The sequence below is a fragment of the Streptosporangium sp. NPDC006930 genome (assembly GCF_040635605.1).
Taxonomy (GTDB): domain Bacteria; phylum Actinomycetota; class Actinomycetes; order Streptosporangiales; family Streptosporangiaceae; genus Streptosporangium.
The window spans coordinates 167,461-183,355 of record NZ_JBEYID010000001.1; the positions used below are offsets into that span (position 1 = coordinate 167,461).

Sequence of the window (15,895 nt, forward strand, 5' to 3'; positions counted from 1 at the left end):
AGCTAACGGTGAGCATCGACCATCAGGCCATCGAGGCGACACGCGAGCGGATCAAGGCGGAGCACCTCAGGGAGCACCGTCCGCCGAGCAGCGCGAGGGGGCTGCACCACTTCGCGCTGATCTCCTCCGACGTCGAGACGACGATCGCGTTCTACCAGGACCTCCTGGAGTTCCCGCTCACGGAGATCTTCGAGAACCGTGACTACCGAGGGTCGAACCACTTCTTCTTCGACATCGGCAACGGCAACCTCCTCGCCTTCTTCGACTTCCCCGGCCTGGACCTCGGCCCCTACAAAGAGGTTCTCGGCGGGCTCCACCACATCGCCATCTCCGTCGATCCCTCCACGTGGGAGCGTTTGCGGGGCAAGCTGGAGGCGGCGGGAGTTCCGCACCAGGTCGAGAGTGGCGCGTCCATCTACTTCGCCGACCCCGATGGCGCCCGCCTGGAGCTGCTCGCGGACCCCCTCGGAGAGATGTACGGCTCCCGCGTGCTCTGACGACTCCGCCTCCTCACCCCCGACCTTGGCCGCCCGCGCTCTCACCGGTGACGGCCCTTCCCCCGTACGTCTCCTGTCCCGGTCCCGTCGGACCTGGACGGGAAACCGGGAGACCGGGTGGTTCGCGGTTCGGCGGCGTCTCGGAACGGGCTCCCGTACCCCGGAGTGGACCCATACTTGGGGTATGCGCCTGTCGGAATTCTGGAAGCGGATGAAGTCACACTTCGGTGACCAGTACGCCGATTCATGGGCCAACGACTACGTCATCGCCGATCTCGGCGGCCGGACCGTGATCCAGGCACTGGCCGACGGCGTGGGGGCGAAGGAGGTCTGGCACGCCGTGTGCGGGGTGACCGACGTCTCGCCCAGGCTCCGCTGAGAGCCGGTCAGGATTCGGGAAGCGGGACGAGGAGCCTCTCCACCACCTCGGCCGCGTGCGCGGGATCGTCGGCGCTCTCCTCACCGTCCGGTGCCCACAGAAACAGCCAGCCGTCCTTGACCGGTGTGGCGAAGACGATCGTCTGCCGGTGACTGTCGGGATGCCACACCCACAGCACGGGGGCGGCGCCGCCGAGGGTGCGGCTCACCATCCCTCGTTGTCGCAGTTCGGCGGCGAGGGAGTCGAGATGGGCTAGGCGTTGCTGTGTGAACGCGTTGGGCACGTTGGGCACCTCGGGTCGTTTCCCCTCAGGATCACCCCAGGTCAGCCCGGTTACAACAGGCTCAAGGTAATTCTTGGAAATGTCGCCTTTCGGATGGGTGCCGTGCCCTGCGGGGCGGTTCTCCCGCTGCCGGTGCCCACGACACCTGGCACCACACGCCTCGTCGGCGGCCCCGCCGCCCGTGCCTGGTTGCGCCAACTTGTGGCGTTCTGTGTCAGTTACCGGCTGTTCATGTATTTTCGCATCCATTCGTGCCCGATGGCGCCTGTCGCGCCTGGCGTCGCGCACACCTCACAGGCGGCTCCGCCGTCCGCGCCCGCTCGTGTCCGTCCGTGCCCGGTCGTGCGCGGGTGACCTCCGCGATGCTTCGCGACTCCCGCAACCCGTGGTGCCAACGGGCGGCGATCGAACAGTCGTTCGGCTATATTGAACAGGCCACCACTCCTGGCGTGCCCTCCCGAAATTGTCGGCGGCACCCCGTAGCTTTCTGGCAACCGATCCAACCCGCGACCCTTCAGGGGGCTCCCATGGCAGCTAACGACCGCGAGAAGGCGCTTGAGACCGCACTCGCTCAGATCGAGCGTCAGTTCGGCAAGGGCTCGATCATGCGCCTGGGCGACGAGACCCGGGCTCCCATCGAGGTGATTCCCACCGGCTCCATCGCGCTCGACGTGGCCCTCGGCATCGGCGGTTTTCCGCGCGGCCGCATCGTCGAGGTCTACGGTCCCGAGTCCTCGGGCAAGACCACGGTCGCCCTGCACGCGGTGGCCAACGCCCAGCGCGGCGGCGGCATCGCCGCGTTCATCGACGCCGAGCACGCGCTCGACCCGGAGTACGCCCAGAAGCTGGGCGTCGACACCGACGCGCTGCTCGTCTCCCAGCCCGACACCGGTGAGCAGGCGCTGGAGATCGCCGACATGCTGATCCGGTCCGGCGCCGTCGACCTGCTGGTCATCGACTCGGTCGCCGCACTGGTGCCCAAGGCCGAGATCGAGGGTGAGATGGGTGACAGCCACGTCGGTCTCCAGGCCCGCCTGATGTCCCAGGCGCTGCGCAAGGTCGCCGGTGCGCTCAACAACACCGGCACCACCGCGATCTTCATCAACCAGCTCCGCGAGAAGATCGGCGTGATGTTCGGTTCGCCCGAGACCACGACCGGTGGAAAGGCGCTGAAGTTCTACGCCTCGGTCCGTCTCGACATCCGCCGCATCGAGACGCTGAAGGACGGCACGGAGGCGGTCGGCAACCGCACCAGGGTGAAGGTCGTCAAGAACAAGATGGCCCCGCCCTTCCGGGTGGCCGACTTCGACATCCTCTACGGCGTCGGCATCTCCCGCGAGGGTGGCTTGATCGACATGGGCGTCGAGCACGGTTTCGTCCGCAAGTCCGGCGCCTGGTACACCTACGAGGGTGACCAGCTCGGCCAGGGCAAGGAGAACGCGCGAAACTTCCTCAAGAGCCACCCGGACATGGCGAACGAGATCGAGAAGAAGATCAAGGAGAAGCTGGGCGTCGGCCCGCGCCTTGACAGCCCGGCCGCCCCGCCGCCCGCCCCTGCGGCTTCGGCCCCGGCCGCCGCGTCCGGTCGTGCGTCCGGTGCCGCGGCTTCCGCCGCGTCCGGTCGCGGTTCCAAGGCCGCCACTCCCAAGCCGGGTGACGCCTGAGTCCGGGCTGATCGATGACGACTGGACCTGACTCCGGTCCGGCCGACGAGGCCGGGCCGAGGGACTGGGGTGCCTGGCCCGACGAACCTCGGGCGGCCTCACCGAGGGGGCGTGGGCGCGACTTCGGCTCGTCCGCTTCCGAGGAAGGGTTCCGCGAGGAGACCGCGGAACCCGCGGGCGACGCACCCCGAGGCCGGAGGAAACGTGCCTCCCGGCGTGGCGGGCGGCGCTCAGAGAGGGCTACCCCGGGCTTCCTTCCCAAGGAACCCGACGGACCAGACGGGTCCGACGGATCGGCCGAGTGGGCTGGGAAGAGCCGGAAGTCCGAGGCCGACCCGCAGGCGGTGGCGCGAGGCATCTGTCTGCGGCTGCTGACCATGGCGCCGCGCACCCGAGCCCAGCTCGCGGAGGCGCTGCGCAAGCGTGAGGTGCCCCAGGAGGCGGCGGACGCCGTGCTGGACCGCTTCTCCGAGGTCGGGCTCATTGACGACGAGGCGTTCGCCGCGGCATGGGTGAGTTCGCGCCACGCCGGGCGGGGCCTCGCCAGAAAGGCCCTCGCCTCGGAGCTCCGCCACCGCGGGGTGGAAGAGGAGACCGTGAAGGAGGCGGTGGATCAGCTCGATCCCGAGGAGGAGGCGGAAACCGCCCGTCGCCTCGTTCGGCGCAAGCTCTCCTCGACCCGAAGCCTGGAGCCCGCGGTCAGGACTCGCAGGCTGGCCGGCATGCTCGCCCGGAAGGGATACGGTCCCGGCCTGGCGTTTCGTGTCATCCGCGAAGTTCTGGAGGACGAGGGCGCGGAAACATCATCATTCGCGGATGATTCGGGCTATCCGCTCGACTAGTTCGAAGCAGCTTGACAGCGGGTCTTTGCTTGCTCGTTACCTCTCTGACGCTTAATCTCAACAGCAGTGAGGAGTTACTCCGCGCAGTGCGGATTGTCATAGCGGTGTAGTACGGGCAAACAGGCTTGGCGGATGAGGACGGAACGAAGGACCGGCGGGAAGAGCCGGTAGGTGATCCCCTCTGGGTTCACTTCTGTCCCGACAGCGCCCCTCCTGGACTTTCCGTGCCGTGCGTGTGACCCCTCGTGTGCCTGATATTTGCGACGCGAGGAAGGTGAGGCGCGCATGGATCCGGTCATGGTCGTCATGTTGGTAGTGACGGTTGTGGCTCTCGCCGTGATGACAGCCGTGCTGGTCGTGTTGCTGCGTCGTATCGGTGGAGCCGGGCCCGTGCAGAAGGGGCCCACCCCCGAGCAGGAGGCCGAGGCCGAGGCCCACCTGGAGGAGGCCAGACGCGAGGCTGCCGACATTCGGGCGAGAGCCAGAGATGACGCCGGAGAGCTCCTGCGCAAGTCGGAGACGGCGGTCGAGGCGGCGGCGGAGATGCGCAAGGAGGCCGAGGCCGAGGGCAAGATCCTGAAGTACGAGCTCAAGGAGCTCCGGTCCGACCTCGAACGCAGGGAGAACCGGCTCGCCGAGCGGGAGCAGCGTCTCGACGAGGAAGCCAGGCGCCAGACCGACCGGGCCCGCAAGCTCGCCGAGACGGAGACCGAGCTGGCCGACCGCCGTGAGGATCTCGAACGGGTCGCCGAGGAGCGTAAGACCATCCTGGAGCGGGTGTCCGGACTCACCAGCGACCAGGCCAAGGCCGAGTTGGTCCGAGAGATCGAGAACCAGGCCAAGCGCGAGGCCGCGCTGATCATCAGGGAGATCGAGAGCGAGGCCCGCAAGGAGGGTGAGAAGCGCGCCACCAAGATCGTCACATTGGCGGTCCAGCGAGTGGCCACCGAGCAGACCGCCGAGTCCGTGGTGAGCGTTCTGCACCTGCCGGGCGATGAGATGAAGGGGCGCATCATCGGCCGTGAGGGCCGCAACATCCGCGCCTTCGAGTCGACCACCGGCGTCAACCTGATCATCGACGACACACCGGAAGCCGTGTTGCTGTCGTGCTTCGACCCGGTCCGCAGGGAGACCGCGCGGCTGACCCTGGAGAAACTCGTCCTCGACGGACGCATCCATCCGCAGCGCATCGAGGAAGCCCACGAGCGTAGCAAGGCGGAGGTCCAGGAGTTGTGCGTGCGCGCGGGTGAGGACGCCCTGGTGGAGCTCGGCATCACCGATATGCATCCCGAGCTGGTCACCCTTCTCGGTCAGCTCCGTTACCGCACCTCCTACGGCCAGAACGTGCTCGGTCACCTCATCGAGTCCGCCCACATCGCCGGGATCATGGCGGCCGAGCTGAGGCTCGACACGACGCTGCTCAAGCGCTGCACACTCCTGCACGACATCGGCAAGGCGCTCACCCATGAAGTCGAGGGCAGCCACGCGCTCATCGGCGCCGAGATCGCCAGACGCTACGGCGAGCACGAGGACGTCGTCCACGCCATCGAGGCCCACCACAACGAGGTCGAGGTCAAGACGGTCGAGGCCGTCCTCACCCAGGCCGCCGACGCGATCAGCGGCGGCCGCCCCGGAGCCCGCCGCGAGTCGCTGGAGGCCTACGTCAAGCGGCTGGAGCGGCTTGAGGAGATCGCCACCTCCTACGAGGGCGTCGAGAAGGTCTTTGCCATGCAGGCGGGGCGGGAGATCAGGGTGATGGTGAAGCCCGACGCGGTCGACGACATCCAGGCCCAGGTGATCGCCCGAGATGTCGCCAAACAGGTCGAGGAGGAGCTCACCTACCCCGGCCAGATCCGCATCACTGTCGTCCGCGAATCGCGGGCCACCGAGTTCGCCCGCTGACCCCGCCGAACCGTCGCCCCCGCCGAACCGTCGCCCCCGCCGAACCGCTGAAAACCCGTTGAGCCGCTGACCCCGCCGACCGGTCAGGAGTGAAAGATCTGCTGATAGAAGGCGAGCTCGGTGGCGAGGGCCGCACTACGGGTCTCGGCGCGGCGGAACCCGTGGGCCTCGCCCTCGAACGTGAGGTAGGTGCAGGGGACGCCGCGTTCGGTGAGAGCGTCGACGAAGGCCTGAGACTGCGCCGGAGGGACCACCGGGTCGGACAGACCCTGCAGGAGCAGCATGGGACAGCTCACCCCCGCCACCTGGCCGACAGGCTCGCGTGAGGCGTACAGGGCGGGATCCTCCGGGCCGATCAGCCACTCGACGTAGCGTGACTCGAAGTCGTGGGTGGTCGCGCTGAAGTTGGCGAGCCCGCTCACGCCGTAGTAGGAGACACCCCCGGCGAACGCGTCGGACGCGCAGCAGGCCGCCATGACCGTCCATCCGCCCGCGCTGCCGCCCCGGATCGCGATCCGCGCCGGGTCGCCCAGACCTTCCGCGGCCAGCCACTCGGCCGCGGCGATCGAGTCTTCGACGTCGACCACGCCCCACTGGCCGTGCAGCCGCTCGCGATAGACGCGGCCGTAGCCGGTGGAACCGCCGTAGTTGACGTCGAGCACACCGATGCCCCTGCTGGTGAAGAACGCCTTCTCCAGGTCGAGTGCGCCAACACTGTGCCCGGTCGGCCCGCCGTGCACGAACACGACGTACGGTGCGGGGCCCTCGCCACGCGCCTCGGGGTTGGACGGAGGGTAGAGGAACGCGTGCACCTCGCGCCCGAACCGGGTCTCGAACTCCACGGGCCTGGCGAGTGGCAGGTAACCGGCGTCGGGCAGCTCGTTGACGTCCCTGCGGAGCTCCTCCACCCGCTCGGTCACGGTGTCGACCCGGATGATGGACCGGGGTAGCGCGGGGCCGTACCCGATTCCGACCAGGGCGTGCCCGTCGGTGGCGAGCACCGCGTCCCAGCCCTCGTAGGGCACGTCCAGGTCGCTCAGCACACCGCTGTCCGGGTCGAAGACCCCCAGACGCAGGTTGCCCCGCCCATGCAGGACCGCGAGGCTACCGTCGGCCATCGGTGCGTACGGCACCGCGCCGAGCTGCCACAGCGGCCCCGCGAACTCCTCCTCCGCCGGGTAGAGCGCCCTTGGCGCGGTGCCGTATATCCCGACCAGGTAGAGGTTCCACCAGCCCGACCAGTCGGAGATCAAATAGAGGCTCTGCTCGTCACGCCACTGCGGGGCGAGCACCGACTCGGAGACGCCGCCCCTGACCTTCCAGGAGGTGCCGTCGGCGAGCCGGGAGACCCACAACTCGGTGCCGTTCCACGGCATCCGGGGGTGGTCCCAGCAGACGAAGGCGAGGTGCTCACCGTCGGGGGAGAGGGTGGGGAAGGCGTAGAAGTCGTGGCCGCTGACCCGCTCGCGCGGCGCGTCCTCGCCGGACAACGGGATGGACACGATCGACCGGCTCACCCGGCCGTCGTCGTGGCGCTCCCTGACACACCAGATCTGCCCGTCGTGGACGACCAGGTCCGCGTAGCGCAGGCCGGCCGGCTCCTCGGGCTCCGGAGTGAGGGGCCTGGGCTCACCGTCGGCGGACAGTAGGTAGAGGCGCTGGTCGACGAAGTTGGTGAACACCACGCCCTCGCCGGGCACCACCGCGTACGACCGCCCGCCGTACTCGTGGACCCTGGTCCTGGCGCTCCACGGCGCGCTCAGCAGCTCGCGCTGGGCTCCGTCGGCGCTGCGGTGCATGATGGTGGTCCGTCCGCCCTCGGCGGGACGGTCCTCGGTCCACCAGACCTCCTCGCCGAGAACAGTCGGGTATCCGAGGCGCAGCCCGGAACGGGCGACGTCGGAGGTGGAGACCGGCGACGGCCACGTGGCGTACGGCAGGACGACCTGCTCGGGGGACATGGCGTAATCCTGCCCGATAACCCGTCGCGTGTCGCCGGTATCACGCTCGCGTCATCGGAGATATGCCGTCGGTGAACCGAACGGGCCGTGAGATCAGTGGGAATGATGAGGTGAGGGCGGTTGACCCGGTCTCTGCCATAAATCGGCCTGCGGATGTTTTTACCCGCCCGTCACACGGAAGGGCGGTCACCGGGTCCGGTGACCGCCCTTCGGCTGCCGTACTCCTACGGCGTGGCTCCTACGGTGCGGGGTTGCCGGGGCCGCCCTCGACCGCCGTCGGCGAGTCGGGCCGGGCGATCGGCTTGGCCGCGGTCTTCCTGCTGCGACGGCTCCGTCTCTCCAGCCAGGTGGCGACGGCGCCCACCATCACGTTGATGATGATGTAGATGATCGCGATGACGATCACAGCGGGAATGATGTTGTTGAAGTTGGAGGGCAGCACGCGTGCCCCCGCGTTCAGCAGGTCCTCGAACGACACGATGAAGCCAAGGGCGGTGTCCTTCAGGAGGACCACCAGTTGCGCGACGATCGCCGGCATCATGACCGTGACCGCCTGCGGCAGCAGGATCATCCGCATCACCTGGCCAGGACGCATGCCGACCGCGAGCGCGGCCTCGCTCTGTCCCCGTGGGATCGACAGGATGCCCGCCCGTACGATCTCCGCCAGCACCGAGCCGTTGTAGAGGACGAGGCCGATCACCACCGCCCAGAACGGCGTCACGGTGAGTCCGAAGACCGCACTGCCGCCGAACATCACCGCGAAGATCATGATCAGCAGCGGGATCGCCCTGAAGAACTCGACGACCGCACCGGCGGCGCGACGGATCCAGGCGTTCGTGGAGAGCCTGCCGATGCCGAAGACGAACCCGAAGGGCACCGCGATCAGGGCGGCGACCGCGGCCGCGGTGAGCGTGTTCACCAGGCCGGGCAGGATCAGGTTGATCCACACGTCGCCACGCAGGAACGGCGTCCACAACTCGGCGTTGAGCTGGTTCTTCTCGCCGAGCTTGGTCACCAGCACGTACGCCGCGAACAGCACGGCGAGGACGACGAGCACGGTGAGAACGTTGTTGCGGATCCGGGCCTTGGGGCCGGGAATGTCGTACAGGACACTGACGCGTTCCGAGCTCTCGGCGCGCCGCTTGCGCGCCGGGGGCCGCTCCGCGGTCACCGCGGTCATCGGACCACCGCCAGGCGCTTGGCGAGCCAGCCGAACAGCAGCCCGGTCGGCAGGGTCAGGATCAGGAAGCCCAGCGCGAACCCGGCGAAGATCTGGATGACCGCGTCGCCGTGCGCCTCGAACAGCGTCTTCATGGTCAGGGACGCCTCACCCACCCCGATGGCCGCGGCGATCGTGGTGTTCTTGATCAACGCGATCAGAATGCTGCCCAGCGGGGCGATCACCGCGCGGAACGCCTGGGGCAGCACGATCAGCCTCAGGTTCTGGCCGAACGTGAGCCCGATGGCGCGGGCCGCCTCCGCCTGGCCGACCGGGACCGTGTTGATCCCGGCGCGGATCGCCTCGCAGACGAACGCCGCCGTGTAGGCGGACAGTCCGATGATGGAGAGCCACAGGTAGTTGGTGGACAGGCTCTCTGAGAACGAGACGTCCAGAACCAGGCCGAGGCCCAGGCCGCAGAACACGATCACCAGGGTGAGCGGGGTGTTCCGCAGGGTGTTCACGTACGCCGTGGCGATCCCGCGAAGGATCGGCAGCGGGCTGACCCGCATGCCCGCGAGGATCGTCCCGAGCACGAGCGCCACCAGCCCGCTGGCGAGGGTGAGCCGTATCGTCAGCCAGAAAGCGTCCCGAATGATCGGGAACTCATCGAAGAGTGCCTGCACTCATCCCTCCAGAGGTCACAGGCCGGGGCGTCCGTACGCCCCGGCCGAGGCGTGACCGAATCAGTAGCGCTCGACAGTCGGCGGGTTGGTGAAGAACTTGCCGAACTCGCCGAAGTTGGCGTCGATGGCCTTCTTCCAGCTGCCGTCCGTGAACATCTTCTCCACGGCCGCGTTGACCTTCTCGCGGGTCTCCTTGTCCTCCAGCTTCAGGCCGATGCCGTACTTCTCCTCGGAGAAGGGCTGGCCGACGAGGCGGAACTTGCCGGGAGACTGGGTGGCGAAGCCGGCCAGGATCGTCGCGTCGGTGGAGATCGCGTCGACCTGCTTGTTCTCCAGCAGCGGCAGGCAGGCGCCGTAGCCCTGCTGCTCGGTGAGGAAGCCGCTCTTCCACTCATCGCCGAACTTCTCGACCAGGCGGGCGGGGGAGGAGGAGCCCTGGGCGCCACAGACCTTCTTGCTCTTGAGGTCCTCGACGCTGTTGATCGTGGTGTCGTCCGCCCGGGTCAGGATGTCCTGGCCGGTGACCAGGTACGGGCCGGCGAAAGCGACCTTCTTCTTGCGGTCGTCGGTGATCGAGTAGGTCGCGATCACGGCGTTGACCTGGCCCTGCTGGATGAAAGACTCGCGGTTGGCCGAGATGGCCTCCTTGAACTCAATCTTGTCGTCCGCGTAGCCGAGCTCCTTGGCGATATAGCGGGCGACATCGACGTCGAAACCCTTGAAGGAGCCGTCAGGCTGCTTCTGGCCGAGACCAGGCTGGTCGACCTTGATTCCCACGACGAACTTGTCGCCTCCGCTGCCGCCGTCGTCGCCGCACGCGGTCAGACCAGCCAGCGCCGCCGCGGCTGCGATGACCACGGCTCCAATACGACGTACACGCATTCTTGCTACCTCTTTTTCGTCAGGGACATCAGGAACATCAGGGTGAGCAGGCCGTCAGTGAGTGAGAATCTTGGAAAGAAAATCCTTGGCCCGGTCGGTTCGGGCGTTGGTGAAGAACTCCTCGGGGGTGTTCTCCTCCACGATCTGGCCCTCGGCCATGAACACCACGCGGTTCGCCGCGCGGCGGGCGAAACCCATCTCGTGGGTGACGACCATCATCGTCATCCCCTCCTGGGCAAGACCGATCATGACGTCGAGCACCTCCTGGACCATCTCCGGGTCGAGTGCCGAGGTCGGCTCGTCGAACAGGATCATCTTGGGGTCCATGGCCAGGGCGCGGGCGATCGCCACGCGCTGCTGCTGACCTCCCGAGAGTTGCGCGGGATACTTCGACGCCTGGGCGCCGATACCGACCCGCTCCAGCAACTCCATGCCCCGCCGCTCCGCGGCCTCCCTCGCGACGCCGCGAACCTTGATCGGCCCAAGGGTGACGTTCTCGAGGATCGTCTTGTGGGCGAACAGGTTGAAGGACTGGAACACCATCCCGACCTCGGACCTGAGCTTGGCCAGGGTCTTGCCCTCCACCGCGAGCGGCTGCCCGTCGAAGGTGATGGTCCCCTCGTCGATCGCCTCCAGCCGGTTGATCGTCCGGCAGAGGGTCGACTTGCCGCCGCCTGAGGGGCCGATGACGACGAGGACCTCGCCGCGGGAGATCGTCAGATTGATGTCCCGAAGGACGTGCAGGCTGCCGAAGTGCTTGTTGACACCTTCAAGCACGACCAGAGGAGTCTTGTCCCCGTTCTCCGTCATGCTGGACAACGTAATTCTGTAAAGGGCACCTGGGGCTAACCCTGCGGTACCGATCAGATCACGTCCTGCTCACGCCTTGATCATCGGACCCTGCCCAGGGTAGCCGGGTCGAGGGTGAGCTTGAAGGGTTCCGTCGGTTCCACGGTCGTCCCGGCGGCGACACGGTGGATGAGCTGATACTCGCCGTTCTCGTCGAGCGCGTACGTGAAGATCACCGGAAGCTCGTCGGAGCGCTGCCCTCGGAACGACTTCATCTCGATGCGCCAGAGGTGTCGGTCGAGTCCTGGTTCTCGCATGCGGCTTTGGAGCCCCGGCTCAGCGAGAAGGTTGACGTTGGGTGACTGTTCGATCGCCTGGAGTTCGGTGGGTCGAGGGCGTACCTGAAGGTTCGGCGGAGCGCCTACCCTTGTCGTGAGATGACTGCCACCGTGGAGAGCGCCCGCACGTACGAGGTCCGTACCTATGGGTGCCAGATGAACGTGCACGACTCAGAGCGCCTGTCGGGCCTCCTGGAAGACGCGGGATACGTCCCGGCCGCCCAGGGGGAGACGGCCGACGTGGTCGTGTTCAACACCTGTGCCGTACGGGAGAACGCCGACAACAAGCTTTACGGCAATCTTGGCCACCTGCGTCCCTCGAAGGTGGGCAACCCCGGCATGCAGATCGCCGTGGGCGGCTGCCTGGCGCAGAAGGACCAGGGGGAGATCGTCCGCAGGGCGCCCTGGGTGGACGTGGTGTTCGGCACCCACAACATCGGCTCGCTGCCGGTGCTGCTTGAGCGGGCGCGCGTCCAGCGGGAGGCCCAGGTCGAGATCAAGGAATCCCTGGAGACCTTCCCGAGCACGCTGCCGACCAAGCGCGAGTCCGCCTACGCCGCGTGGGTGTCGGTCTCCGTGGGGTGTAACAACACCTGCACGTTCTGCATCGTGCCCGCGCTGCGCGGCAAGGAGAAGGACCGCCGCCCCGGCGACGTCCTGAACGAGGTGCGCACCCTGGTCGACCAGGGCGTGCTGGAGATCACCCTTCTTGGTCAGAACGTCAACACCTACGGCGTGGAGTTCGGCGACCGGCTCGCCTTCGGCAAGCTCCTGCGGGCCTGCGGCGACATCGAGGGGCTGGAGCGGGTCCGTTTCACCAGCCCGCACCCGGCGGCCTTCACCGACGACGTGATCGCGGCCATGGCCGAGACGCCCAATGTGATGCACCAGCTCCACATGCCGCTGCAGTCGGGCTCCGACCGGGTCCTCAAGGCCATGCGCCGCTCCTACCGGGCCGAGCGCTACCTGGGCATCATCGAGCGGGTCCGCGCGGCGATGCCCGACGCGGCGATCTCCACCGACATCATCGTGGGCTTCCCCGGCGAGACCGAGGAGGACTTCCAGGGCACCCTCGACGTGGTGCGCGAGTCGCGGTTCGCCAACGCCTTCACGTTCCAGTACTCCATCCGGCCGGGCACCCCCGCCGCCACCATGGACGACCAGATTCCCAAGGAGGTCGTGCAGGAGCGCTACGAGCGGCTCGTCGCCCTGCAGACCGAGATCTCCTGGGCGGAGAACAAGAAGCAGGTCGGTCGGACGCTTGAGGTGCTGGTCGCCGAGGGCGAGGGCCGCAAGGACGAGGCGACCCACCGCATGTCGGGACGGGCCCCCGACAACCGCCTGGTGCACTTCACCCCCGGCGCGGAGGTCCCGCGTCCCGGTGACGTGGTGAGCGCCGAGGTCACGTACGCGGCACCGCATCACCTGGTCGCCGACGGTCCGGCCCTGAGGCTCCGCCGCACCCGCGCGGGCGACGCCTGGCAGGCGCGTCAGGGCACCCCTGCCGGCGCCGGTTCCGGGGTCATGCTCGGCATGCCCTCGATCGGCCGTCCCGCCCCGCTCCCCGAGACCTCGGGCTGCTCCGTCTCCTGAAGGTCCGCTCTCCCGGCAGGGCCCCCGGGACCGGTGCTCACTCCTGCTCCATGAGCTGCTGAGCGCGGTCCGGTCTCCTGGTCGGATCTCCCGAGGTCCTGGCCCGTCTCCTGAGGCCTGCCCCTCCTGAGGGGGCCTCGGGAGACAACTTTCCCAGGGCGCTCCCTCCCGGCGGGTTTCCAGGGCGTGTCCCCGAAGTGCCCTCTCGGGGCGACCCTCGTGACGCGCTCCCTCCCTGGGCCGGGATTTTTCGGAATGCTCTCCCTCCGAGAGAGATCTTCTGATTGTTTTCGGGGCGCCTCTCCAGGTGGTGCGAGTCCATGATCGAATCGCCGGAATCCCCGGTGGGAGCGGTGATTCGGGCGATGCCGACGCTCCTGCCAGGGGGTACGTGCACGGCGTCGCCGTCCGCCCCTTAACAGATGATATTTCGTGATTCATCCGTGATTGATGTGCGAGCATTTCCCTGCTGTGGCTACTGTGGTTCAGCACCCGCGGAAGCCGTGGAGGTTTCCCCCCGAGAACCGCAGGGAGTTTTCCCCATGCACGTCCCTCCATCTTCGGGCGGTCCCGGAGAACCAGAGATCATCGTCGGCCCCGCCGACGAGCCCGGACAGTCACGTAAATCCCGTAAGCCCCGACGGAGAAGCGGCCTGGCCATAGCCGTCTTCTCCGTGCTCGCCGCCGCCCTCCTGGGCGGAGGTGCCGTCTTCGCCTTCGTGAACGCCGGGGGCGACGATCCCCGACCGCCGGCGGTGCCGGACAGCGCACAGGAGGCGGTCCAGGAGCCCGAGCCGGACCAGAGCTCGCCGCAGGACGAGAAGCAGAAACCGAAGAAGAGCGCGGATGCCGCCTCTGGAGGCGACGACACGTCCACCGGAGGCGGTGGCTCGGGCTCCAACGCCAACGCCAACGCGAACGCCGGGGGCGGCGGAACGGGCGGGAACGAGCCGGCCGCCGGGAGGCCCGCGGAGGACAAGCCGTCGAAGCAGCGGCAGAGCAGCCCGCAGAAGTCGCAGGGCCCCCAGGAGGGCGATCTGAGCGACGGCCCTGCCGGCTATGTGCATCCCCAGGGGCCCGTCGGTGGTTACTGAATCCCCGGCCTTCAGGCAGAGGAGCGCGTCAATGACCCAGGACCGATGAGCCGGACATGATCGGTACGGCCGGGGCGCGGTGCGAGGAGCACCGCGCCCCGGCGCGTTTCCGGATCCCGTACGACCATCCTCGCCGCGAGACCGCGAGACCGTCGCCGGGGGGGGGCTCCGTTAGTCTGGCGAGGTGCTTGTCGCCGCGGCCGTGTGCCCGCATCCCCCGCTGCTGGTCCCCGAGCTGGCCGGGGCCGCGGCCTCGGAGCTCGACGACCTCAGGGCGGCCTGCGCGGTCGCGATCGGGGCGTTGCGCGGCGCGGGAGCCGACGAGATCGTGGTGGTGGGAGGCGCCGACCGAACCGCGACGTACGGCGCGGACGCGGCGGGAAGCCTCGCGCCCTGGGGCGTCGACGTCCGAGGCGGCGAGGGGGAGCCTGTCCTGCCGCTGTCCCTGACGATCGGACGCCTGCTCCTCGACGCGGAGCGCCTGACCGTCTCGGGAATCCACGCGATCTCCTTCGACGCGCCTCCCGGGGAGTGCGCGACCCTGGGAGAGCGGCTGGCGGCCACGGCCGGTCGCGTGGCGATGCTCGTCATGGCCGACGGTTCGGCCTGCCTCACCGAGAAGTCCCCCGGATATCTGGACCCCCGCGCGAAACCGTACAACCGGGCGATCGTCGAGGCACTCGCCCGCGCCGAGATCCCGGTGCTCGACCCCGGCGAGGCCGCCGGGCTGTGGGTCGCGGGCCGCGCGGCCCTGCAGGTTCTCGGCGGGTGCCGAGGCGCCATGCGCGGCGAGATCCTCTACGACGACGCGCCCTACGGCGTCGGCTATTTCGTCGCCCGCTGGACGGAGTGATCCCGCGGGGAAGTGGCTATACCGTGGCGGACGAGGACGGCGCCAGGGGCGTCGGGGACGACGATCTCGCGAAGGGGAGACGAGGCCGATGGCGGGGACCGTGGCGTTCGGGAGCGTTCCGACGCGGCTGGGGGACATGGCCGTCGCCGTGACCGAGGACGGCGTGGTGAGTGTCGGCTGGGAGGATCCGTCCCGGTTCAGAGCACGCCTGCTCGAACGGCTGGGGTTGGAGGAGACGGACGATCCCGGCGTGACGGCGGCCGTGCTCGGTGAGCTGGGCGACTACTACGCGGGCAGGCTGAAGGTCTTCGGGGTGCCGCTGGACTGGCGGCTGACCTCGCCGGTGCAGCGCAGGGTGCTCGGCACACTGTACGAGACGGTCCCGTACGGCAAGGCGGTGACCTACGGGGAGCTGGCGGCCCGCAGCGGGACGGGTGTTCCCGCGCGGGCCATCGGGTCGATCATGGGAGCCAACCCGATCCCCGTCATCGTGCCGTGCCATCGGGTGGTCGCGGGCAACGGGCTCGGCGGGTTCAGCGGTGGCGACGGCGTGGAGTCGAAGCGCTGGCTGCTGACCCTGGAGGGCTACCTGCAGCCGATGCTCGACTGGGACTGACCGGGGACCGGAGTCGGCCACGGTAAATTGTCGACGGATCGTCTGTGGCTCGTCTAGGGCCCTGAGGGCGGTGGCGTTGTGCCGGGACCGGACGCGGTGTCGTCCCGCCCGGAAGGCCCGGAAGGTGTGGTGCGTCCGGGCGCGGGCGTCGTACCCGGCGGCGTGGTGCGGCCCGGCTCGTCGATCTTGTCAGCCATCTTCCTGGCCTTCCGCGCGGCGGTGTCGACCTGCTGGGCGTGCTTCGGCCCCAGCTTCTTCTTGGCGAACCGTTCCGCCTTGTCGATGCCCTTTTTGGCGAGTTCTTCGGTCTTGGCGCCGCCACCCAGCATGTGCTTGACCTTGTCGAGGATCGACATG

The 15,895-nt window shown here is 68.4% G+C and carries 17 protein-coding genes; 9 read left to right on the top strand and 8 right to left on the bottom strand.

The genetic code is table 11. The annotated features are described in order from the left end of the window. The first annotated feature begins 8 nt into the window (after nucleotides 1-8). Both ABZ664_RS00695 and ABZ664_RS00700 read left to right on the top strand, forming a co-directional pair. Entirely contained in the window at nucleotides 9-497 is a 489-nt protein-coding gene (locus tag ABZ664_RS00695; protein ID WP_350944643.1) for a VOC family protein, read from the top strand. A gap of 184 nt (nucleotides 498-681) precedes the next feature. Then, entirely contained in the window at nucleotides 682-876 is a 195-nt protein-coding gene (locus ABZ664_RS00700; RefSeq protein ID WP_362501236.1) for a DUF3046 domain-containing protein, read from the top strand. Between the two features lie 7 nt (nucleotides 877-883). Here ABZ664_RS00700 and ABZ664_RS00705 read toward each other — a convergent pair whose 3' ends face one another. After that, entirely contained in the window at nucleotides 884-1,159 is a 276-nt protein-coding gene (locus ABZ664_RS00705; protein ID WP_362501238.1) for a hypothetical protein, read from the bottom strand. 527 nt (nucleotides 1,160-1,686) lie between these two features. Between ABZ664_RS00705 and recA the strand changes: the two genes are divergently transcribed. The 3 genes from recA (at nucleotide 1,687) to rny (ending at nucleotide 5,567) form a co-directional block, all read left to right on the top strand. Further along, nucleotides 1,687-2,823, top strand: a complete 1,137-nt coding sequence (gene recA, locus ABZ664_RS00710) for a recombinase RecA (protein WP_362501240.1) — start codon at nucleotides 1,687-1,689, stop codon at nucleotides 2,821-2,823. Between the two features lie 14 nt (nucleotides 2,824-2,837). Beyond that, on the top strand, nucleotides 2,838-3,665 hold the full coding sequence (gene recX, locus ABZ664_RS00715; protein WP_362501242.1) for a recombination regulator RecX: 828 nt from the start codon (nucleotides 2,838-2,840) through the stop codon (nucleotides 3,663-3,665). Nucleotides 3,666-3,950: 285 nt separating this feature from the next. Continuing rightward, entirely contained in the window at nucleotides 3,951-5,567 is a 1,617-nt protein-coding gene (rny, locus tag ABZ664_RS00720; RefSeq protein WP_362501244.1) for a ribonuclease Y, read from the top strand. 83 nt (nucleotides 5,568-5,650) lie between these two features. Here the strand turns inward: rny and ABZ664_RS00725 are convergent, their stop codons facing one another. The 6 genes from ABZ664_RS00725 to ABZ664_RS00750 form a co-directional block, all read right to left on the bottom strand. Beyond that, entirely contained in the window at nucleotides 5,651-7,528 is a 1,878-nt protein-coding gene (locus ABZ664_RS00725) for a prolyl oligopeptidase family serine peptidase (protein WP_362501246.1), read from the bottom strand. A gap of 238 nt (nucleotides 7,529-7,766) precedes the next feature. Then, the gene (locus ABZ664_RS00730; protein WP_362501248.1) at nucleotides 7,767-8,708 is read right to left on the bottom strand and encodes an amino acid ABC transporter permease; all 942 of its coding nucleotides are present in this window, start codon (nucleotides 8,706-8,708) and stop codon (nucleotides 7,767-7,769) included. Beyond that, on the bottom strand, nucleotides 8,705-9,373 hold the full coding sequence (locus tag ABZ664_RS00735; protein ID WP_362501250.1) for an amino acid ABC transporter permease: 669 nt from the start codon (nucleotides 9,371-9,373) through the stop codon (nucleotides 8,705-8,707). The genes ABZ664_RS00730 and ABZ664_RS00735 overlap by 4 nt, the downstream gene beginning before the upstream one ends. 60 nt (nucleotides 9,374-9,433) lie before the next feature. Further along, on the bottom strand, nucleotides 9,434-10,231 hold the full coding sequence (locus ABZ664_RS00740; RefSeq protein ID WP_362501252.1) for a glutamate ABC transporter substrate-binding protein: 798 nt from the start codon (nucleotides 10,229-10,231) through the stop codon (nucleotides 9,434-9,436). Between the two features lie 78 nt (nucleotides 10,232-10,309). Further along, a complete protein-coding gene (locus ABZ664_RS00745; RefSeq protein ID WP_362501254.1) occupies nucleotides 10,310-11,065 on the bottom strand; it encodes an amino acid ABC transporter ATP-binding protein in 756 nt (251 codons plus the stop codon). Between the two features lie 80 nt (nucleotides 11,066-11,145). Next, on the bottom strand, nucleotides 11,146-11,319 hold the full coding sequence (locus ABZ664_RS00750; RefSeq protein ID WP_362501256.1) for a hypothetical protein: 174 nt from the start codon (nucleotides 11,317-11,319) through the stop codon (nucleotides 11,146-11,148). Between the two features lie 162 nt (nucleotides 11,320-11,481). Between ABZ664_RS00750 and miaB the strand changes: the two genes are divergently transcribed. From miaB to ABZ664_RS00770, 4 genes are all read left to right on the top strand, one after another. After that, entirely contained in the window at nucleotides 11,482-12,975 is a 1,494-nt protein-coding gene (gene miaB, locus ABZ664_RS00755; RefSeq protein WP_362501258.1) for a tRNA (N6-isopentenyl adenosine(37)-C2)-methylthiotransferase MiaB, read from the top strand. A 542-nt stretch (nucleotides 12,976-13,517) separates the two neighbouring features. After that, nucleotides 13,518-14,069: a hypothetical protein gene (locus ABZ664_RS00760; protein ID WP_362501260.1), complete on the top strand. Its 552-nt coding sequence runs from the start codon at nucleotides 13,518-13,520 to the stop codon at nucleotides 14,067-14,069. A gap of 184 nt (nucleotides 14,070-14,253) precedes the next feature. Next, nucleotides 14,254-14,922 carry a hypothetical protein gene (locus ABZ664_RS00765; RefSeq protein WP_362501262.1) on the top strand — a complete coding sequence of 223 codons (669 nt, stop codon included), beginning with the start codon at nucleotides 14,254-14,256 and terminating at the stop codon, nucleotides 14,920-14,922. Between the two features lie 88 nt (nucleotides 14,923-15,010). Then, nucleotides 15,011-15,538 (top strand): methylated-DNA--[protein]-cysteine S-methyltransferase, encoded by a 528-nt coding sequence (locus tag ABZ664_RS00770; RefSeq protein ID WP_362501264.1) that lies wholly within the window; start codon nucleotides 15,011-15,013, stop codon nucleotides 15,536-15,538. Nucleotides 15,539-15,591: 53 nt separating this feature from the next. On the opposite strand, the gene ABZ664_RS00775 is transcribed toward ABZ664_RS00770, so the two are convergent. After that, on the bottom strand, nucleotides 15,592-15,894 hold the full coding sequence (locus ABZ664_RS00775) for an antitoxin (RefSeq protein WP_362501266.1): 303 nt from the start codon (nucleotides 15,892-15,894) through the stop codon (nucleotides 15,592-15,594). Between the last annotated feature and the right edge of the window lies 1 nt (nucleotide 15,895).